This window comes from Balneolales bacterium ANBcel1 (assembly GCA_029688905.1).
Lineage (GTDB): Bacteria > Bacteroidota > Rhodothermia > Balneolales > Natronogracilivirgulaceae > SLLW01.
In genome coordinates, this window is record JARULB010000005.1 from 165315 (window position 1) to 185048 (window position 19734).

A 19734-nucleotide genomic window follows, 5' to 3' on the forward strand; every position below is an offset into this window, starting at 1 on the left:
CGCGTCCGGGCCCGTGTTGCCTGAATTGCTTTTTTTGAGACTCGTGCCTCTTGAGATTGGTGTTGATTGAGTTCCGTACTGCTTCCAAAGCTCGTACTGCTTCCAGGGCCCGTGTTGCTTCAGGCCCGAACCTCCATCTCCTGCATAACCTCCTTGTAAAACGTCTCGTAGTGGTTGATCACCAGAGACTGCTCAAACACTTCGGCCCTTTTTCGGGCATTCTCTGACAATTTGCTCTGGAGCTCTTCATCACTCAGGATAGAGACGGCATACTTGCCCATCGACTCGGTGTCACCAAGGTCGCAGAGATAGCCGGTCTCCCCATGGAGATTCAGTTCCGGCAGCCCTCCGATATTGGAGCTGATCACCGGTACGCTGCAGCTCATCGCCTCCAGCGCGGCCAGGCCGAACGTCTCCGATCCGGAAGGAATAAGAAACAGGTCGGCAATGGAGAGGATGTCCTCAATTTTCTCCTGCTTCCCGAGGAATCGAACCTTGTCGCAGATTTTCAGCTCCCGGCAGCGCGTCTCCACCTTCTGGCGGTCAGGTCCGTCTCCCACCAGCAGCAGGTGCGCCTTCACTCCCTGTTCCAACACATGGTAAAAAATCTCCACCGTATCGCTGACCCGCTTCACTTCCCGAAAATTGCTCACATGCACCAGCACTTTCTCGCCGTTCGGACACAGTGCTTTCTTGAAATGGCTTTGTTCCGATTTCCTGAACCGATCCAGATCGATGAAATTGGGGATGACTTCGATCTTCTTTTCAATTTCAAACCGCTTGTAGGTTTCATCTCTCAGATAATCGGATACGGCCGTTACCCCGTCGCTTTTGTTGATGGAGAAGGTCACGACCGGCGTGTAGCTCGGGTCGCTGCCCACAATGGTAATGTCGGTACCGTGCAGGGTGGTCACCACCGGAATTTTCTGACCGGCTTCACCCAGGATCTGTTTCGCCAGATAGGCCGAAGTGGCATGCGGAATCGCGTAATGTACATGCAGCAGATCCAGCTTCTGATAGGTGATAATATCCACCAGATGGCTTGCCAGCGCAAGGTCATAGGGAGGATACTCAAACAGCGGATAGGCCGAAAAGGTGACCTCATGAAACGTTATGTTTTCATGAAACTCGTCGAGCCTCATCGGGCGGGCGTAACTGATAAAATGGACGTTGTGGCCGCGTGATGCCAGCCCTTTGCCCAGCTCTGTGGCCACTACACCGCTGCCGCCGTAGGTGGGATATAGTACGATACCGATATTCATGGAATAGGAAATACGAGAAGTAGTGATTTTTGCCTTAAGATACGCAAAAAGAGACATCCGCGGCCTGCCGGAATCCGGCTGGCGGTCACCTCTTGTAACATGCTTCCCGCCCGGATCGTTTTATCTGCTCTTCTCGTAGGCGCGGGTCGTGAGAAAGTATTTGGTTTCCAGGTTTACGCGCTCCCATTCGGGAATCCGGCCGATTTCCAGAGCTTCCAAAAAGCGCTGGGTTACCCTTGTAAAATGCTCTTCATGGGTTTCCACATACGCTTCAGGGATGGAGATCTCCCAGCCGAATTCCGTATGACGGGCCGAGAGCCCCTCATAGGTATCACCGAGGCTACCAAGCGCCTCTTGTAACACCCTCTCGAAATCTTCGTCCGCTTCATCGGCCGGAACCACATACAGCGTGGCGACAAAATCCTGTTCCAGATCCTGGCGAATAACAAGATCGGCCCGGGTGCCGCGCATCACGGAGTAATGGGTGTCGCCGCCATCCGGATTGGTAAAACCCCACTGGGCGGATACTTTCGCGTACACACCCCGCACCTCAAATACAAAAGATCCGTTGGAGGCCACCTTGAGAATATTGTCCTCAACATCATCCATCAGGTACGCCGGAAACGCCTCCGTTCCGGTGATAAGCGTAAACTGGTCATCGCTCAAATCGGTATGCCAGATTTCGGCATGGACGACATCCACCCCGTCGTCCGGATTCCGGAAGTCAACCGCATCGTCCGGAAATGCCTTCCACAACACCTGATCGACCAGGTGGGTGGATACATCCACAATCGCCTCTCCCTGCTGTTTTACATCAAAAAACCAGGCCGGCCGGATGAGGGTCTCGCCGGCGACCGTCTTGTAGAAAAAATGAACGCTTTCTTTTTTAATGGCCGGCTCTTCCGGGCTGCCCTGCCGCTGTTCACCGAACAGTTCCGGAATCTGCGAAAGCTCTCTCATCAGAATATTGGTAATTTCATGGCGCTCGGTCATCATGTCATTGAGCACGATTCCCTGCCGGTCGGCCGACTCCAGCGCATTCTGCAGCAGCGGAAACTGATCCGGGGCGATAATCATCGGCTTGTCCGACAGTACATGAATGCCGTTGTCCACGGCACGACTCACATACTCGATTTTGCGCGCGTTATTCCCGGCAACGACCATGACATTTCCCGGCTGTTCTTCCAGCATCCTCTGCAGATAATCCTCCCCGGTATAGACTTCGGCCTCCCATCGGGTGGGGTTCTCATCACGCTGGTTGAACTGCCGGATCATGTTCAGATAGGAGTTGAGCTCCTCTCCTTCCGGGGCGTATACATATACCGTCGAATCTACTTGCGGATAGTGGTTCAAATGAATCAGCCCGGCATGGAAATGGCCGGGATTAAGGTTCATGAATGCTACGTTTTCCTGCATGCCAGGCGCTTCCGACTGCCGGTCGGGGGCGGCGTCACGGTCAGCTTCACAGGCAAATACCGTTAACAGGACAAGGGGAATCAGGCTATATAATAGTTTCATTGCGATGGATATTCTTTAGGTAACAATTGAATCCGGCACTGGGATCTGCCGGCGGGGTTCACCCGTTGACCGGGACGAAGTCGCATTGCGGTTCTTGCGGTACATCACTTTTTCAGCAAGCCCGGCACCTGCGACAATTTGTAGGGATATCGTTGCGGCCTGGACAGCATGGCGTTGGCCTCATCATCATTCCTGAACCGCTCATTGAGAGGATCCCACCGCAGTTTCCGGGGGAGCTTCATGGCGATATGGGAAATCAGGCAGGCGGTACAGGAGCGATGGGCCACTTCCGGAGGCGCCACGGTCTGTTCCCGCGTGCGGATACAACGGATCCAGTTGGCGTGCTGTTCTTCGGATTCATACAGGCGGATGTCTCCGGGACCGATTTCGGAGCGCAAAATTGCGGTGTCGCTGGCTCTTAGCGGCGAGTCCTCGTCATTCAAACCCGGCTCATCATCCGTGACCCCGCTGCCGCGCGTAACAAAAATCCAGCCGTCCTCCCCAACAAAACGCACGCCATTGTCATAATCCCCGGAAATGATCATGGTTGTTCCGCCGGCATATTTCGCTTCCACCCTGAACTCGCCGTGCACATTCCACAATCCTTCATAGCCGGGATCATCGTCCGGAAACGCGGCTTCCGCCTCCACTTCGAGCGGACCGGTATGCTCCGTACCCATCCCCCAGTGCGCGGTGTCCACGTGATGTGTCCCCCAACCGGTGATCATCCCCGCCGAAAACTGCTCGTTTCGCAGCCAGCCCGGCCGGCCGTATCCTTCCTGCGGATGAACCCGGTCAACGGTATAGGGCACTTTGGGGGTGGTTCCCAGCCAGGCGTCGTAGTCCAGGGTTGCGGGCACCGGCATGGGAGCAGGATTGCCTCCGGGAGGATCACCCGGCAGACCGACCTCAACGGTTTTCAAGGCTCCGATTCTGCCGTTTCTCACCAGCTCGCAAGCCCGCTTGAAATGCGGCCACGGATCACGGCTTCGCTGCTGGCTTCCCAGCTGAAACACGGTGCCGTTACGGTGCAGAATATCGCTCATCAGCCGCCCTTCCTCGACGGTCAGCGACATCGGCTTTTCCATGAAAATATCCTTTCCGGCGACCGAGGCCTCGATACAGGGCAGAAAATGGGCGTGATCGGGGGTGCTGATGATGACCGCGTCAATGTCGGACTGCTCCAGCATCTCGCGGTAGTACTGATACATTTTTACATCGATGTACTCTTCGCTGCCCTTGTTTTCGGCATACCAGTTTTCGATGAATCGCTTGCCATCCTCCATGCGCCGGGTATCGACATCGCAGACCGCGACAACACGGACTCCCGGCAGCCTCATGGTGCTGGGCAGATTATGAACCCGGGAGATTCTTCCAAACCCGATTTGCCCCACTTGGATGTTATTGCTTGGTGCCGTTTTTCCGAAAACCGTGGACGGCACAATCGCCGGGGCCATAAACACACCGGCCGAACCGATGAGTGAGGTTTTCAGATATTCACGCCGGGTCATTCCGTTCTTTTTCTTCATAATTTTATGGCTGTGTAGTTTGCGGATGGATTTGCTGCGCGAGATGCAGGGTTCTGTTTTTTATAAAAGCGTTCGTCAGATTGGACAGAGCCTGCACTTAGGATATGCACTTTCAGTTCGGGTTATTTATTACTCATCGGCGGATGCGGTTCGCACTCGTACTTCGGGAGGATGGGCGAAACTGCGCCAATGCCGGTCTGCTGTTGCCTCATCGATACTTCCGTCATAGATCAGCATGCGGTACCTGAGAGAATAGCTGTTGCCGGGCTCAAGGACCCAGTCGCGATCCTGGGCCGGATTGAAATTGATAAACACGTTCTCCTCGCCCTGGTTGGCGCCGACCGGCCAGATGCGGAGCTGTTCGGGGTAGTTGAAGTTGCCCGGATGAGTCATGAACAGAATGCCGGAGGTTCCCTGATCTGCTTCCGTAGCTCCATTCACATCGATCCAGCGGGCCCGGGTGGCATTGGCGTTGCTTTTGTCGTATCCCCCGGAAGTGAGCAGGGTGGTATTGTCGTCATGCCACGCCTCGGTTGCCCGCAGGCTGAAGCCCTGGTACCGGTACTCCCTGATGGTGAGCGGATCCTCCGTTGCCGGATTAAGTATGGAGACAAAATCGACGAGCCACCATTCGTTTTCCGAATCGGCTTTCCATGCCGTAACCACCCACTGCTCACTCAAGGCTACGGTTTCGCGCCCGGACTCCTCAAACACGATGTGGTCGTGCAAAGCACGAAAACCCGCGGCCACGGCACCGTTCAGACGCTCGGGCACCTGCCGGGACGTAACGGCACCCTGACCCTGTCCGAGGTTCCAGAAATCGACCCCGCGCCCCCGAAATTCCGTGCTTGTCCATGGGTTCCAGATTCCGTAATGGTGATAGTGGTCCGGCGGCTGAATGCGGCTCAGCACCTGCCCTCCCGGCGACCAGACCGGGTGAATGTAGCCGCTCCGGCCAAAGATCTCATCCACTCCATCGGGAGTGCCCATATGCGCGTGCCGGTAGCTCAGTACCGGCTTTCCGCCGATACTGACAATCAAATTCTCGCCGTCATCCTCCACCGTGGCAGGATGCTCGCGGCCATGTTCCGGCCGATCAGCACTCACCGACCAGAGCTGAAACACTCGTTCTTCAGCGGGACCGGTTTCACCCTCCAGTATCCACGCCAGCCGGTCCGGTGTTCCGGGAAAAAGCTGACTGGCAACCGGGACCGGTTCTCCTCCCGTAACCTCGATCAACTGAAGCCTGCCATCGGCCAGTTTCAGCGATACTCCCTCAAGTACGGCCGTAACCGGCGTATTGTAATAGGTCGCCTCTCCGGCGGCTACCGAGATTTCCGCCAGAATTACGGCATCACTTCCACCGTCTGTCCCGGATGCGGAAGTGCGGGCATACAAGTGGCCCGATGGCATCAAAAGTAAAACCAAAATCAGTGTGGGAAAAAAGCAGCCAAACCCGTTTATAAAGAATCTTTTCATCAGCCAGATATATTTTTTGTTACAGGAGAGAACTATATGGGCGGATACCTGAGGGTGATTGCGTCCGGAATCAGGATACCGCGGTTATCATCTGTTAAGAGGCCGAGATCCTGTTGCCTCTCCACACTCCGGATAACAAATACTGTGTTCCGGCGGGATCATCAATTGCAAACTCTGCCGGATTCCTCATTCACTGCAAATCCTGTCCGGCCTCGTCGTCCGTCATCCTTCATCCATGTCGTGACACTGCCATACACAACCAGGCATTCCGCACGTTTCAACATAAAATAGAAATTAATTTAAAAAAGCCTTTTTTTCGAATGGCGACAGAAAGCCGGTCTGCTGTTGACGGGCTTTCTGTCATACCGCTCATACATGGTCTCTACGATGCGGCCGGACACGGTTTCAAATCCGGGAGAAATCCGCCGCATTCCTCCACTTTTATCCGAACCGAATGGAAGAGATGGGGGTGATCATCGTATATTGTGCCGTACACCGCCCGCTTGATACTTCAATCGGCCGGCAACATATTTCCTTGAACCAGACAGCATTTCAATTATGGCAGGACATTCCAAATGGGCAAACATCAAGCACAAGAAAGCCGGTGCCGACGCCGCCCGCTCGAAAATTTTCAGCCGGATCATCCGGGAGCTTACCATCGCCGCACGTGACGGTGGCGGTGACCCGGCAGGTAACCCCCGCCTGAGTCTCGCCATATCCAATGCCAAATCCAACAACATGCCCAAAGACAACATCGAACGGGCAATTAAGAAAGGAACCGGCGAACTGAGCAGCGGCCAGGCGTATGAAGAAGTGGTTTACGAGGGGTACGGACCCGGCGGGGTCGCCTATTTTGTAGAGGCCACCACCGATAACGCGACACGTACGGTCGGCGAAGTGCGCCACGCGTTCACCCGTTTTGGTGGAAATCTTGGAAACAGCGGATCTGTCTCCTATCTGTTCGACCAGAAAGGGATCATCACCGTTCCTGCCGACGGCGTGGACAAGGAAGAGCTGATGCTGGAAGCCATCGAAGGCGGCGCCGAGGATATCAACGATGAAAATCCGGAAATGCTGGAAGTGTCGACCCTCCGCGAAGATCTCGCCGCAGTGCGCACCCATCTCGAACAGGCCGGCTATACCATCAATAACGCCGATCTCCAATGGATTCCGAAAACCGAGGTAAAACTGGATGAATCGACCGCCCTCACCAATTTCAAATTGATGAGTTTTCTGGAAGACAACGACGACGTCAGCAACGTGTTTAACAACATGAAAATGGATGATGAAACCCTGGCCGTTGCCGAGCAGCTCTGACCGTTTCTCCCTCATCCCGGTGACAGCACGGATCCTGTAACACGGGTGCAACCGGCACCCCATTCTGACTATGATGGCATCCCAAAGTTCATATCCGGCAGTTTCAGGCGGCCGCCTGTCGCGTGCTATACTGCGAGGCGGCATGGCTGTGCTGCTTGCCATGATTGTGACCGGATCGGCCGACAGCAACCGCGCCCTGGAGGCAAATCGCGCCTACGAAGCGGGCCATTACGAGCAGGCCGAAGCAATCTACAGGGAGCTGCTTGAGGATCAGCCCGGCGATGCCCGGTTGCTATTCAACCTGGGCAGTGCTCTGGCCCGGCAGGGGAAAACAGAGGCGGCCATGGATGTCTTTGAGCAATACCGAAACAGCGCCGACAGCAGTGAGGAGCGGGCACCGGCAGAATACAATCTGGGATACCTGCACGAACAGGCCGGTAACACCGAAGAGGCGATGAACCGGTTCCGAAGGGCGCTGGATCTGGATCCTTCCGATGAAGACGCCAAGTACAATTATGAACTCCTGCGCCGCCGCCAGCAGGAGACCCCGCCCGATCAGGATGACGACGACCGGCAGGATGAGGAGGAGCAGCAGCAACCGGAGCCCGAAGCCGGTCAGACTCCCGAACAGGACGACGCTTCCGGTGAGCAGGATCAGCAACCCGACCAGCAGCCCACACCGGCGGAAGGATCCCCCGATCAGGAAGACCAGCCGGACGGGAGTCCTCCGGAAATCTCCAGAGAACAGCTCGATCACGCCGAAGACATCATGAATGCGCTGGAGCAGATTGAAAAAGACCTGATCAAGGATTTCAAGAAACGCCAATTTGATCCGGTGGACCCGCATGAGAAAGACTGGTGAGCGCATAACACACAACGCGGGTTTCTCCCCGGCAGCAACCCTGGCATTTCTTCTGTTCGTCGCTGTGGCCCCGCTGTTAATCCCGCAGCAACACGCCCTGGCCAGTGATGTGCGGCTCACGGCTTCGGTATCCAACGCAAATCCTGTTGTCGGCGAAAGGTTTACACTCAATGTTGAGCTTCAGAGCCGGGAGCCCCGGAACCTTTCGCGTCCCGAACTGCCGCAGCTTGAAGGAATGCGCTATCTGTCAACGGTACCGAGTACCAGCACCAGCTACTCGCTGGTCAACGGCGTGGCCCGGATGACCTACCGGTACAGCTTCACCATTCAGGCGGCCGATTCCGGCGCATTTCAGATCCCGGAGGTTTACATTGACGTCGACGGCACCGAGTATGCAACACGGCCGGTGACGGTCATCATCCGCGCCCCCGGCGATGACGAATCGCAGCGACCGGGCCCGGCTCGTTCGCAGCAACCCGATATTTTCCTCGATATGGAACTGAGTGAGGAGCGGCCGGTGCGTGGCCAGCAGATTGTCGCAGAAGTCGTCCTCTATTTTCGAGAGAATATCGAAGTCAGAAATTTCAATATTGCACAGAGCTGGCAAACCGAGGGCTTTTGGCGGGAGGATTTGAATCAAAGTCAGACCAGGCGCCCGGAATCGGTGGTACTGCAGGGCGAATCCTACCGAAGGGCGGTTCTTGCCCGTTACGCTCTGTTTCCAACCCGAAGCGGGGAGCTGACTGTGCCCTCGTACGGCATCCGGGCTTCGGTGAGACAAAGCGGCAGCAGTCAGCAGAGCGGGTTCGGCTCTATTTTCGATGGATTTGGCCGCCAGCGCGAAATACGGCTTGAAACCTCTCCCATAACCATGCGCGTACTCCCGCCTCCCGCACCTCCAGCCGACGGGCAGCTGATCAGCGCGCTCGGCCGCTTTACCATCAACCGAACCCTGAGTCAGGATCGGGTGAAACTGGGTGAAGCTGTGGATGTTATCACCGAGATCAGCGGTACGGGCAACCTCGGACTCATAACCCGGCCGGTCTACGAGTACCCCGTCAGTTTTGATACCCACCGACCAAGAGAGATCGTCGAGCGGGATTTTTCAGCCCCCAGAATGGCAGGAACCAAACAGTTCCGCGATGTGCTTATCGCCCGCAATGCCGGCACCTATACCATACCGGAAACTACCATCCACATTTACAACGATGCCACCCGGCGCTACGAACCGCACCAGCTGCCCGAACTCACCCTCGAAGTGGTACGGGATCCGAATGCCCGCGTGATGCTTGCTCACAGCGATGAATTTCGCCTTACCCCCGCACGCGGTTCGGTTGCCTGGACCCAATCCACCCCCGCCGCTTTTTACGGATCCTGGCTGTTCTGGCTGGCCCTGATTCTTCCCATGGCCCTGTTCCTCTACGGCGTCCGGGTCCGGCAATACCGGCAAAAACTGACTTCCGACCGGCGCTTCTCCAGATATGAACAGGCTTTGGGCCGCTCCACATCCCTCCTGGACAGTGTTTCGGCCGCCTCCGACGCCAAAACCCTGTACCGGATTATTTACAAAGCAGTAACCAATTTTATCACCGACCGTCTGGATCTCCCTGCGGCGGGTTTTACTGAAAAGCAGCTTGTTGATGAGCTTCGCAGCAGAAATGTGGAACGGCCGCTCTGCGACCGGATCTTGCGCCTGCTGAATAAATGCGCCACCATACGGTACGCACCCGATCCTTCCCCGGCAGACGCAGCCGGCGACCTGGCCGAAGCCCGCAACCTCATATCGCAACTCAAAATCCAGTTATGAGGGACATCCACAGAAACCAGCCCAGCCCCTCAGCAGCCGCACGGTACAGCCTGCGACTTGCCGCAATCGTGCTGCTTTTGGGCTTGCTGCCTGCCGGAAGTTACGCGCTTGAAGCCTCCTCCGACAACAGCGGGAACCCGCAATCCCTGTTTAACCGGGGAATTTTTCTGATGGAGGAACAAAATTACCCCGCCGCTCTGGAAGTGTTTCGGGAAGTTGAGTCGAGAGGATATGCGGCCGGGCCCCTATTTTTCAACATGGCTCTCAGTTATTCCTACCTTGACTCGCTGGGCAAGGCTTCTTATTACTTTCAGAAGAGCGCGCAGTTTCGGGAAACCCGGCACCGGGCCGAGTCCGGCATGGAGTTTATCGAGACCGAGATGCGCAACCGGGGCACTTTCATTCCGTATCTGCCATGGTACGCGTTCATCGACTGGTTCCTTTTCGGTATGAATCGGGGATGGTGGGTGTTCTGGAGCTTATTCCTGATCAATACCGGAGTCATGGCTCTGCTGGCAGGATGGCTGTTTTTTCCAACGGGCGGAACGGCTTCGGAACAGGCTTCCGGAAAAATGCCGTTCGGCACGGACACTACCCGCCGGTGGCTCGCCAGGGCCGGCGGTTTTGCAGCGATCACGGGGTGTTTGCTGCTGCTGACAACGGTGTCCATTCACTGGGCCGCCCAGGGATACCGGCAGGCGGTGGTGGTATCGGATTCCGTTCCGCTCTACCAGGAACCCCGGCCGGGCGAACCTGCAGGCCATACCGTCACCTACCGGGAAGAACGATCACGGAACGGCAGCAATGAGAACCGGCAGCCGGAACTTGCCGGAGAGTCACGTGGAGCCCGCACCGATACCTCCGCCAATACCCTGCCGGAGGTATCCGCTTCATCCGAAACCGGAGAAAACGAGGTGGTCGATTTGGCTTATGAAGCGTATACCGTTACCTTACACGTCAGGTCGGGCGGCCGTTACGACGGCTGGTCCTACATACGCCTGAGAAACGGAATCACCGGATGGGTTCCCGATTCAGCGCTGCAAATTCTTTAAAAACTTCGACCCGGCATCATTCCCCGCAAATAAAACCGGCGTCACTGCCAAACAACAAATGACACTGCGTGACCAACGGCCTTTGAACATGGCTTCAAACGGTCCGGGCACAGAAACCATATCGTTTTATGAGTACACCCCTTGAATATCTCCAGAGCCACCAGGACACCTTTCGCGAAGAGCTGTTTCAGTTGCTGCGAATTCCGAGCATCAGCGCCGACCCGAAACACAAAACCGATGTTCAGCTCGCCGCCCGGTTTCTTGCCGGTCAGCTTGAAGCCATCGGGATGGATAACGTCTCCATCGAAGAGACCGACGGGCACCCTATCGTCCTGGGGGAGTATTTGAAGGCTGGTCCCGACAAGCCTACCATTCTGATTTACGGCCACTATGACGTCCAGCCGCCGGATCCGCTCGAAAAGTGGCAGACGCCGCCGTTTGAGCCGACTGTCCGCGACGGCAAGATCTACGCACGCGGCGCCAGCGATGACAAAGGCCAGGCGTTCACGCACATCAAAGCTGTGGAGTCGTTTTTGAAGACCGGCACCGAGCTTCCGGTCAACGTCAAATTCATCATTGAAGGGGAGGAGGAGATCGGTTCGCCGAGCCTGGTTCCGTTTCTTGCGGAGAACCGGGAACGGCTGAAATGCGATATGGTACTGGTATCCGATACGGCCATGTTCGCAAAAGACACCCCGTCGATCACATACGGCCTACGCGGACTGATGTATCTGGAACTTGAAGTCACCGGCCCCAACCGCGACCTTCACTCCGGGGTTTACGGCGGCGGAGTCCAGAACCCCGTCAACGCGCTCTGCGAAATGATTGCCAAACTGAAGGATGAAAAGGGGGTAGTGCAAATCCCCGGGTTTTACGATAACGTCAGGCCTCTCACCGAAAAAGAGCGGGAAGCCTACGCGCAGTTGCCGTTCGACCAGGAGGCCTACAACCGGGAGCTGGACATCCAACACGAATTTGGTGAAGAGGGGTATTCGACGCTCGAGCGGGTGAGCGGACGCCCGTCACTTGACGTGAACGGCATTTGGGGCGGATATCAGGGCGAAGGGGCGAAGACGGTGCTGCCGGCCCGCGCCAACGCGAAAATCAGCACACGCCTGGTGCCCGACCAGGATCCGAAAGAGGTCTACAGGCAGATCGAATCCTATCTGCATGAAATTAAACCGTCGGGAGTGGAAATCAAGGTTATGGAGCATCATGGCGGCCATGCCGTGCTGGTCCCTCTGGATTTCTACGGACTGAAAGCGGCCGCAGCGGCTTTTCAGGATGTCTACGGTAAAGAGGCACTGTTCGCGCGCGAAGGAGGCTCCATCCCGATTGTCGCCGATTTTGCCAAAACACTGAACGCGACAACCATTCTGATGGGCTTTGGCCTCAACTCCGACTCCATCCACTCACCCAACGAGCATTTCCACCTCAAGGATTTCGAGCGCGGCATGAAAACATCCGCCCGCTTCTTTGAGTTGCTTGGTGACTATCTGGAAGCCTGATACCGGCAGCCGGCAGATTCGCATGTCTTTGTCAGAGCCGCGAATCGCTTTTTGCCGAAGCACAGCGATTGCCGGACGGCAGCCTGGGTAACGGCGTTTCAAACCCTGGGGGGTGGATCAGGCGGAAATACTGAACTTGTGGATGTGCTTGGGACGCGTTGAAGGAGCCCTGGTCAGGATGCCTCCTCCGGATTATAGCGAAACCCGGCGACCGATTCGTCTGTCACTTTCACCGGGTTATTTTTGCCGTCCATAAGGACGACCCGCGGCTTGTGCTCGCGGGCTTCCTCTTCGGTCATGCGCGCGTAGGCGATGACGATAATGCGATCCCCCACGTTGGTGAGTCGTGCGGCCGGACCGTTCATGCACACTTCACGGCTTCCCCGCTTGCCTGGAATGGTATAGGTTTCGAGCCGCGAGCCGTTGTTGATATTGACTACCTGCACCTTTTCGTAGGTCAGAATACCGGCCGTCTCCAGCAACTCCTGGTCGATAGTGATGCTCCCCTCGTAATACAGGTCGGCCTGCGTTACGGTTAACGGGTGGAGTTTGGATTTGAACATCTCAAGCATCATGATCGGCGGTTTTCCTGGTATTTAACAATATGTTGTCGATAAGTCTGGTGTTACCCAGCCTGGCGGCAACGGCAATGACATACAGCCTTCCAACCTCTATAACGGCGGCGGGCTGCAAATCGGGTGTGGATACCAAAGAAAGATAATCAACATCAAAGCCATTTTCACGCAGGGCTTCGGCCTCGGCCTGAAGCATGGACGAGTCCACGGGAACCCGCCTCCGGCCCGATTCGGCATCCCGGATGGCAGCCGTTACTTTTTTTGATATCCGCTGCAATGCCTGAAACAACCCGGAAGCCTTCATTCGTTCTTCCGGGGTCAAATAGCGGTTCCGGCTGCTCATGGCCAGTCCGTCATTTTCTCGCAGTGTCGGCCCCATCAGAATTTCAATGCCATGGTCGAATTCCTCGGCCATCTGGCGGATTACGAACCACTGCTGGATGTCTTTCTGCCCGAATACCGCGACATTCGGGCGCACGATGTTAAACAGCTTGTTGACAACCAGCAACACCCCCTCGAAATGGCCTTTCCGGGTCGCGCCGCACAGGTGCCGGTTCATCTGAGCGATCCCGATGGAAATATAAGGCTCCACCCGGTCGTCTCCCGCTCCGTACATCTCGTTGCTGTCCGGGGCAAATACCAGCGATACGCCTTCCTTGCGGCATTGCTCAACATCGGCGGCAAGAGTACGCGGATACCGGTCAAAGTCCTCTCCGGGGCCAAACTGCACGGGGTTGACAAACACAGAAACCACGACATGGTCGGCGTGCTCCCGGGCCTGGCGGATGAGCGACAAATGCCCCTCGTGCAAGGCTCCCATCGTTGGCACAAGTGCAATTTTAAGCCCCTGCGACCGCCAATTCGTTACACTCTTCCGGACTTCAATTTTTTTGTGCGCCAGTTTCAAAGGGTGCGGTTTACATCAAAGGTTTCCAGCAGCTGCTTGACGCGCTGCACAAAAGCGCCACCCATAGCGCCATCAATAATTCGATGGTCATAGCTCATGCTCAGGTAAACCATATGGCGGATCGCGATGGTATCCGTTCCATCCACCTCTATCACCACCGGCCGCTTCTGTATCATGCCCGTTCCAAAGATGGCCACCTGCGGCTGATTGATGATCGGTGTTCCCATCAGGTTACCGACGCTGCCGTAATTGGTGAAGGTAAAGGTGCCGCCGGCAAGATCGTCCGGCAACAGCTTCTTCTCGCGTGCCTTTACGGCCAGGTCGTGTGTGGACCTTGCCAGGCCCAGCAAATTCATTTCCCCGGCATTTTTTATGACGGGAACGATCAGGCCGCCTTTTCCGGCTTCTCCGAGAGCGACGGCAAGCCCGTAGTTGATATTCTTTTTAAGCAGGATCCGGTCCCCGTCCACCGAACTGTTAAGCATCGGAAACTCGCGCAGCGCCCGGATGGTGGCTTCAATGAAGAACGGGGTGAAGGTCAGTTTGAAGCCCTGCTCCCGCAGGAAGCGGTCTTTGTGTTTCTCACGATACTGCACCAGCCGGGTGACATCCGCCTCGGCGAATGTTGTGACGTGAGCGGAGGTCTGCTTGGAACGGATCATGTGTTCGGAAATCACCTTTCGCATACGGTCCATTTTGATGATTTCCACATTCTCTTTCGGCCACACGGGAGATATCTCGCCGGCATCCACGGCGGCCGTGCCCTGCTTTCCGGTTGCCTTGTGCAAGTCGCCGGATGGCTGGGCCGCTCTTCCGGACTGTACATAATCCAGCACATCCTGCTTGGTGACCCGGCCCTGGTTGCCGCTGCCTTCGAGCGATTCCAGTTCCTCCTGCGAGATCCCTTCCTCTTTGGCGATGGCCCGCACCAACGGTGAGAAAAATCGGCCGTCCGAGCCCTTGCGTTGCGGCGGGGTATCCCCTTTGGCGACCGGAACCGGTTCTTGCTGTGAATCGGACCCGGCACCCTGTTGTTCGTCACGGTCGGGTGCATCGGTTGCATCCACCCCGTTCGCGGATCCGCTGCCGACCTGCGAATCATCCTCTTTTGCCGATGATGCCGCGTCTGCTCCGCCCTTGCCATTGCCACCGGAAGTGCTGTCTTTGGGCGGTTTCGCCGTACTATCTGCTTCACCGGGGCCGGAAGCCTCTTCTGCGGATTCATCGCCTGTGGAGGATTCACCGGACGCTACCCCTTCGGCCGCATCCGGATCCGTTTCCAGGACGGCGATGGGTGCCCCTACTTCTACCGTTTCACCTTCATCGACAAGAATCTCCACCAATACTCCGGCTTCCGGGGCCGGAACCTCCGAATCCACCTTGTCGGTCGCAATTTCCAGCAGGGTTTCGTCCTGCTCGACATAATCGCCGATACTTTTCGACCACTCAACGACCGTTCCTTCCATAATTGATTCGCCCATTTTGGGCATGGTAACTTCAACTCGTGCCATTTCGGTATGTATCCGGAGGTTAGAATTTCAGAGAGATGACCTGACAATATAAAAACTGGTTACGTCACATATGACTTCAAATTATTGAAAATCGTTCAGATTTGCAGAGACGGGTCCGCGTCGTTGGCCCGTGACTCAAAAAAGGGCTTTGAGACTCTGGTCCACATCCTTCCAGATATCCTCGGGGTGTTCGATGCCCACCGAGAGCCGGATCAGGTTCCCGGGTGTACGGCTTTCGGCGTGTTCACTGGTTTTGCGGTGCTCCCAGGTGGATTCCACCGACCCGAGACTGGTGGCCGCAATCACAACCTGGGAGGCGTTAACAACGCCCAGGGCAGCTTCGGCGTCGCCCTTCACCTGAAATGAGATCATCGCCCCGGGAAGATCCATTTGCCGGGATGCGATCTCCCGTCCGGGATGATCCTTCAGGCCGGGGTAGAAGACCCGCTCAACGGCATGATGGGCAAGCAGCCGACCCGCGACAATCTGTGCGTTGGCCGACTGGGTCCGGATCCGGGCGTAGAGCGTTTTCAGGCTTCGCGTCAGCATCCAGCAGTCAAACGGAGAGGGAACCGCTCCGGCCTGGGCCTGCCAGGTTCTGAAACGGGCCTCAAGCTCCGAAACGGAGAATCCGGAGGAAAGATCCTGCTGCTGCTCCTGCCGGTCGGACTCTTCCGCAGACGTTTCCGGTGCTTTTCCGGAATCAGCGCTGGCGGTAACGGTATCGGTACTTGTGCCGTTATCGGCATCGGCGCGACCTAACACCAGTGCGCCCCCAAGCGCATCACTGTGGCCGCCGATATATTTCGTCGTCGAATAGAGCGAAATGTCGGCTCCCAATTCGAGCGGACGCTGGATAGCGGGGGTAGTCCAGGTGTTGTCCACTACGGTAAGCCAACCCTGGCTGCGCGCCATCCGGCACAAGGCAGCGATGTCGCAAATCCTGAGCATGGGGTTGGACGGAGTCTCCATCCACAGCAGTTTCGTTCTGTCCGTTGCTGCGTTTTTTACGGCATCGACGGAAGCCATGTCCACAAAATCAAAGGACAAGCCCCATCGGGCATATTGATCGCGAATCAGGTTGCGTACCCCGTGGTACAGATCCTCCGGAAGAAGCACATGATCGCCGGGCGATAACAGGTGAAATACCGCCTGTACCGCCGCCATCCCGGAGGCAAACGAGACGGCATGGCGGCCGCCTTCAATAGATGCCAGGGTCTGTTCCAGCTGCTCCCGGTTTGGGTTTCCGAGGCGCGTATAACTCCAGCTATCAGCGGAAAGTCCGGCTTCGGGATGCCTGAAAATGGTTGCCGGCTCCCAGCCGGGCACAGCCGGATCCCCCGGCCTTTCGGGGTGCCATCCGGCATGGATCGCCCGTGTTTCCGGATGCCATCCGGCTTGCTTCTGCTTTTCCTGCTTACTCATAACTTTTTTTTGTAATACCTTTGATGGTAACTGTTTTTATCTGTTTAAAAATTTTGATTCATAATGTCAGATAGAATAACATCACCGGTTTTAATCATGCGCTTGAGTGGCCGAATTATCGGCCATGGATGTTTCATGTAAGACACCAAATCGGCGGCAACCGTTTGCCTTTATCTGAAGTTGCACGTTTTTTTCGATGAATTCCCCAAAAAAAACATCTTTGCAGATTTATTCCAACCTACAACCGGAGCCATGCTAAACTACATTTGGTCGGGCCTCATCATCATCAGCCTCCTGTTTGCCGTGACCCAGGATGCCAGCGACCTCATCCAGGATACCTACCGAAACGGAGAGATTCACAATGTGGAAATCGTTTTCCCGGAGAACGGTGATCCCGGCAAGCGACAGTCGGTCCGGTTCTCAATTCCGGATCACGAAGGAACGTTTGAAGCCGTATGGCGCCCTCTTGATGCCGAAAACCGGGAATTGGTGATTACGGTGAGCGACGGGATGCCGGAACACTGGCAACGGGTGGCCGAAAACCAGGAGGCCTCCACAGAAACAGAAATGCTGGCGCAGGTGACCCGATTCGAGCGGGAAACAGGCCGGGCCGCCATCGTCCTGCCGGAAGTGCGCTATGTAAAATTACGGGCCATTACGGCGGCGGCATTCAACATGGCCGAATTTGCGGTCACGCTTGCCATCGGCCTGATCGGGGTGATGGCGTTATGGCTGGGCCTGATGAAAATCGCCGAAAAAAGCGGACTGGTTTACATTCTGGTGCGCCTGGTGCAGCCATTCCTCCGCTTTCTGTTTCCGAATGTCCCCAAATCGCATCCTGCTCACGGGATCATCAGCCTCAACATGGCGGCCAACATGCTCGGACTGGGGAATGCGGCCACACCTCTCGGCATCAAGGCGATGGAGGAACTTCAGAAAATCAATCCGAGCAAGGACCGGGCCAGCAACGCCCAATGCATGCTGCTCACCGTCAATACCGCCAGCGTACAGCTGCTGCCACCCGCCACACTCGTGGCCCTGATCGGCACCGGTGTCAACCAGCTGGTCATCAGCATGGCGCTGGCAACGCTCATTTCGCTGATTGTCGGTATCACTGCCGCCAAAATCTACGAGCGGTTCCATCCGGAAGAGCCGCATCTGGAAAACATCCCCGTTGAACAAAAAAGCGAGGCCTGATTCATGCAAACCATAGCCGCTTTCATTCTGCCACTGATCATCGTATTTATTCCGCTTTACGGCCTCGTCAAGAAAGTGCCTGTCTACGAAGTATTTGTGGATGGCGCAAAGGAGGGCTTCCAGATAGGTGTGCGGATCATCCCGTACCTGGTCGCCATTTTGTTCGCCATCGGCATGTTCCGTGAAAGCGGGGCCATGGACTTCTTCATGGCGGCACTCGGTCCGGCACTGGGCTGGGTAGGGTTTCCGGTGGAAGTGCTCCCGATGGCGATCTTTCGTCCGCTTACCGGCAGCGGTTCCGTCGGCGTCCTGGCCGATATGGTCGCGGCGTACGGCGAGGATTCCCTGTTCGTAAAAATGGCGGCCACCATGTTCGGTTCCACCGAAACCACGTTCTATGTGCTGGCTGTTTATTTCGGCGCGGTAGGCATTCGCCGGGTGAAATACGCGGTGCAGACCGGACTGATCGCCGACCTGGCAGGCATCATCGCATCGGTGGTAATCGTTTACATCCTGTTCGGTTGACCGGTGCGCTGATCAGCTGTCCTCCGTCGAACGTATCGCCTGAATCCTCTCGGCCACAGGGGGATGAGAATAGTTCAGAAACACATGGAAGGGATGCGGCGTAAGATTGGACAGATTGTCGGCCGACAGCTTCTTCAGTACGGAAACCATGCTTTCCGGCTCGCCTGTCGTTTCGGCGGCAAACCGGTCGGCCTCGAACTCATGCTTGCGGGAAACGATCTGCATCACAATGGATAGCAGCATTTCAACGGGGGCATACAGCAGACCGAAAAAGAGCAGGCCGGCATAAACCGAAATCTCTTCCATGAAAAACGCTTCATGCAGACCGGGTATCCGGATGAAGAGAGAGAGCAGAAAAAGCATCAATCCGGTCTGTAAAAACCCGATGATCATATTTTTCGGGATGTGCCTTTTTTTATAGTGACCGACTTCGTGGGCCAGTACCGCCACAAGTTCCGGAACGGTGTGGTTTTCGATCAGCGTGTCGAACAGAGCGATGCGTTTGTTTTTCCCGAAGCCGGTAAAAAACGCGTTGGACTTGCCGGACCGGCGGGATCCGTCGATGGTGTAGATTCCCTGAAGCGGAAACGACACCTTTTCCGCATAATCGAGAATCGCCTGTTTGAGCTCCCCGTCTTCGAGTGGCTCAAATTTGTTGAACAGGGGCATAATCCAGGTGGGTGCGATAAACTGCACAAACAGAGTGAACAGGATCACCACCACCCAGGCGTAGAGCCATGCCTCTGCTCCCAGAAATTCGAAGATGGCGATCACCCCTGCGAGAAGCGGACCACCAAGCAGCACCGCCAGCACCATCCCCTTCAACAGATCGGTTGCAAAAGTTCGGGGAGTGGTCTTGTTGAAACCGAACCGCTCTTCGATGACAAACGTGCTGTAGATCGAAAACGGAAGCGAGAGAATACTTTGCCCGAGAAGTAGCATGCCGATAAAAAGCAGCCCGGTGGCGATGGTACCGTACCCCAGTTCCCGAACCAGCTGGTCGGCCCAGTTGAAGCCGCCCGCGAACCAGAAAAGCAGAAGAACGGCGAGGCTGAAGGTGGCCGAAATCAGTCCGAATCGGGTCCGAACCCGCGTGTATTCCTGCGATTTGCGATACTTCTCCTCGTCGCAGACATCGCCAAACTCATCGGGCATCTGCTTTCGAAGTGCCTTCAGGTTGAGCAGATCGGAAATGAGGTTCAAAAGATAATCGGCAGCCAGGGCCGCCAATATGATCACTGCATAGATATTCATCGCAAG

Annotated in this window: 16 protein-coding genes; 7 read left to right on the plus strand and 9 right to left on the minus strand. The window is 56.1% G+C overall.

Features of this window, described 5'->3' with window-relative positions:
• Positions 1 to 119 precede the first annotated feature (119 nt).
• From bshA to QA596_08495, 4 genes are all read right to left on the minus strand, one after another.
• Positions 120 to 1319 (minus strand): N-acetyl-alpha-D-glucosaminyl L-malate synthase BshA, encoded by a 1200-nt coding sequence (gene bshA, locus QA596_08480; protein MDG5767495.1) that lies wholly within the window; start codon positions 1317 to 1319, stop codon positions 120 to 122.
• A gap of 63 nt (positions 1320 to 1382) precedes the next feature.
• On the minus strand, positions 1383 to 2780 hold the full coding sequence (locus tag QA596_08485; protein ID MDG5767496.1) for a putative oxidoreductase C-terminal domain-containing protein: 1398 nt from the start codon (positions 2778 to 2780) through the stop codon (positions 1383 to 1385).
• 104 nt (positions 2781 to 2884) lie between these two features.
• Positions 2885 to 4309, minus strand: a complete 1425-nt coding sequence (locus QA596_08490) for a Gfo/Idh/MocA family oxidoreductase (protein ID MDG5767497.1) — start codon at positions 4307 to 4309, stop codon at positions 2885 to 2887.
• Positions 4310 to 4438: 129 nt separating this feature from the next.
• On the minus strand, positions 4439 to 5788 hold the full coding sequence (locus tag QA596_08495; protein ID MDG5767498.1) for a PmoA family protein: 1350 nt from the start codon (positions 5786 to 5788) through the stop codon (positions 4439 to 4441).
• 558 nt (positions 5789 to 6346) lie between these two features.
• Here QA596_08495 and QA596_08500 point away from each other — a divergent pair.
• From QA596_08500 to QA596_08520, 5 genes are all read left to right on the plus strand, one after another.
• Positions 6347 to 7105 carry a YebC/PmpR family DNA-binding transcriptional regulator gene (locus QA596_08500; protein ID MDG5767499.1) on the plus strand — a complete coding sequence of 253 codons (759 nt, stop codon included), beginning with the start codon at positions 6347 to 6349 and terminating at the stop codon, positions 7103 to 7105.
• A 142-nt stretch (positions 7106 to 7247) separates the two neighbouring features.
• Positions 7248 to 7967 carry a tetratricopeptide repeat protein gene (locus tag QA596_08505; GenBank protein ID MDG5767500.1) on the plus strand — a complete coding sequence of 240 codons (720 nt, stop codon included), beginning with the start codon at positions 7248 to 7250 and terminating at the stop codon, positions 7965 to 7967.
• Positions 7951 to 9774, plus strand: a complete 1824-nt coding sequence (locus tag QA596_08510) for a BatD family protein (GenBank protein ID MDG5767501.1) — start codon at positions 7951 to 7953, stop codon at positions 9772 to 9774. Before QA596_08505 ends, QA596_08510 begins: the two co-directional genes overlap by 17 nt.
• A complete protein-coding gene (locus QA596_08515; protein MDG5767502.1) occupies positions 9771 to 10826 on the plus strand; it encodes a tetratricopeptide repeat protein in 1056 nt (351 codons plus the stop codon). Before QA596_08510 ends, QA596_08515 begins: the two co-directional genes overlap by 4 nt.
• A 128-nt stretch (positions 10827 to 10954) precedes the next feature.
• Positions 10955 to 12334 carry a dipeptidase gene (locus QA596_08520; protein MDG5767503.1) on the plus strand — a complete coding sequence of 460 codons (1380 nt, stop codon included), beginning with the start codon at positions 10955 to 10957 and terminating at the stop codon, positions 12332 to 12334.
• A 173-nt stretch (positions 12335 to 12507) separates the two neighbouring features.
• On the opposite strand, the gene QA596_08525 is transcribed toward QA596_08520, so the two are convergent.
• From QA596_08525 to QA596_08540, 4 genes are all read right to left on the minus strand, one after another.
• On the minus strand, positions 12508 to 12909 hold the full coding sequence (locus QA596_08525; GenBank protein MDG5767504.1) for an aspartate 1-decarboxylase: 402 nt from the start codon (positions 12907 to 12909) through the stop codon (positions 12508 to 12510).
• Complete coding sequence (gene panC / locus QA596_08530; GenBank protein ID MDG5767505.1) at positions 12899 to 13816, minus strand: pantoate--beta-alanine ligase; 918 nt, start codon at positions 13814 to 13816, stop codon at positions 12899 to 12901. The genes QA596_08525 and panC overlap by 11 nt, the downstream gene beginning before the upstream one ends.
• Positions 13813 to 15327 (minus strand): dihydrolipoamide acetyltransferase family protein, encoded by a 1515-nt coding sequence (locus QA596_08535; protein ID MDG5767506.1) that lies wholly within the window; start codon positions 15325 to 15327, stop codon positions 13813 to 13815. The genes panC and QA596_08535 overlap by 4 nt, the downstream gene beginning before the upstream one ends.
• 135 nt (positions 15328 to 15462) lie before the next feature.
• Positions 15463 to 16752: a PLP-dependent aspartate aminotransferase family protein gene (locus tag QA596_08540; protein ID MDG5767507.1), complete on the minus strand. Its 1290-nt coding sequence runs from the start codon at positions 16750 to 16752 to the stop codon at positions 15463 to 15465.
• Between the two features lie 252 nt (positions 16753 to 17004).
• Between QA596_08540 and QA596_08545 the strand changes: the two genes are divergently transcribed.
• Both QA596_08545 and QA596_08550 read left to right on the plus strand, forming a co-directional pair.
• The gene (locus tag QA596_08545; GenBank protein MDG5767508.1) at positions 17005 to 17949 is read left to right on the plus strand and encodes a nucleoside recognition domain-containing protein; all 945 of its coding nucleotides are present in this window, start codon (positions 17005 to 17007) and stop codon (positions 17947 to 17949) included.
• A gap of 3 nt (positions 17950 to 17952) precedes the next feature.
• Positions 17953 to 18474 carry a nucleoside recognition domain-containing protein gene (locus tag QA596_08550; protein ID MDG5767509.1) on the plus strand — a complete coding sequence of 174 codons (522 nt, stop codon included), beginning with the start codon at positions 17953 to 17955 and terminating at the stop codon, positions 18472 to 18474.
• A gap of 12 nt (positions 18475 to 18486) precedes the next feature.
• Here QA596_08550 and QA596_08555 read toward each other — a convergent pair whose 3' ends face one another.
• Positions 18487 to 19728, minus strand: a complete 1242-nt coding sequence (locus QA596_08555; protein ID MDG5767510.1) for a M48 family metallopeptidase — start codon at positions 19726 to 19728, stop codon at positions 18487 to 18489.
• Positions 19729 to 19734: the final 6 nt, after the last annotated feature.

Coding starts and splice junctions, on each gene's coding strand:
- bshA (MDG5767495.1), bottom strand. CDS start 1,319: ATGTCTCTTTTTGCGTATCTTAAGGCAAAAATCACTACTTCTCGTATT.
- QA596_08485 (MDG5767496.1), bottom strand. CDS start 2,780: ATGAAACTATTATATAGCCTGATTCCCCTTGTCCTGTTAACGGTATTT.
- QA596_08490 (MDG5767497.1), bottom strand. CDS start 4,309: ATGAAGAAAAAGAACGGAATGACCCGGCGTGAATATCTGAAAACCTCA.
- QA596_08495 (MDG5767498.1), bottom strand. CDS start 5,788: ATGAAAAGATTCTTTATAAACGGGTTTGGCTGCTTTTTTCCCACACTG.
- QA596_08500 (MDG5767499.1), top strand. CDS start 6,347: ATGGCAGGACATTCCAAATGGGCAAACATCAAGCACAAGAAAGCCGGT.
- QA596_08505 (MDG5767500.1), top strand. CDS start 7,248: ATGGCTGTGCTGCTTGCCATGATTGTGACCGGATCGGCCGACAGCAAC.
- QA596_08510 (MDG5767501.1), top strand. CDS start 7,951: ATGAGAAAGACTGGTGAGCGCATAACACACAACGCGGGTTTCTCCCCG.
- QA596_08515 (MDG5767502.1), top strand. CDS start 9,771: ATGAGGGACATCCACAGAAACCAGCCCAGCCCCTCAGCAGCCGCACGG.
- QA596_08520 (MDG5767503.1), top strand. CDS start 10,955: ATGAGTACACCCCTTGAATATCTCCAGAGCCACCAGGACACCTTTCGC.
- QA596_08525 (MDG5767504.1), bottom strand. CDS start 12,909: ATGATGCTTGAGATGTTCAAATCCAAACTCCACCCGTTAACCGTAACG.
- QA596_08535 (MDG5767506.1), bottom strand. CDS start 15,327: ATGGCACGAGTTGAAGTTACCATGCCCAAAATGGGCGAATCAATTATG.
- QA596_08540 (MDG5767507.1), bottom strand. CDS start 16,752: ATGAGTAAGCAGGAAAAGCAGAAGCAAGCCGGATGGCATCCGGAAACA.
- QA596_08545 (MDG5767508.1), top strand. CDS start 17,005: ATGCTAAACTACATTTGGTCGGGCCTCATCATCATCAGCCTCCTGTTT.
- QA596_08550 (MDG5767509.1), top strand. CDS start 17,953: ATGCAAACCATAGCCGCTTTCATTCTGCCACTGATCATCGTATTTATT.
- QA596_08555 (MDG5767510.1), bottom strand. CDS start 19,728: ATGAATATCTATGCAGTGATCATATTGGCGGCCCTGGCTGCCGATTAT.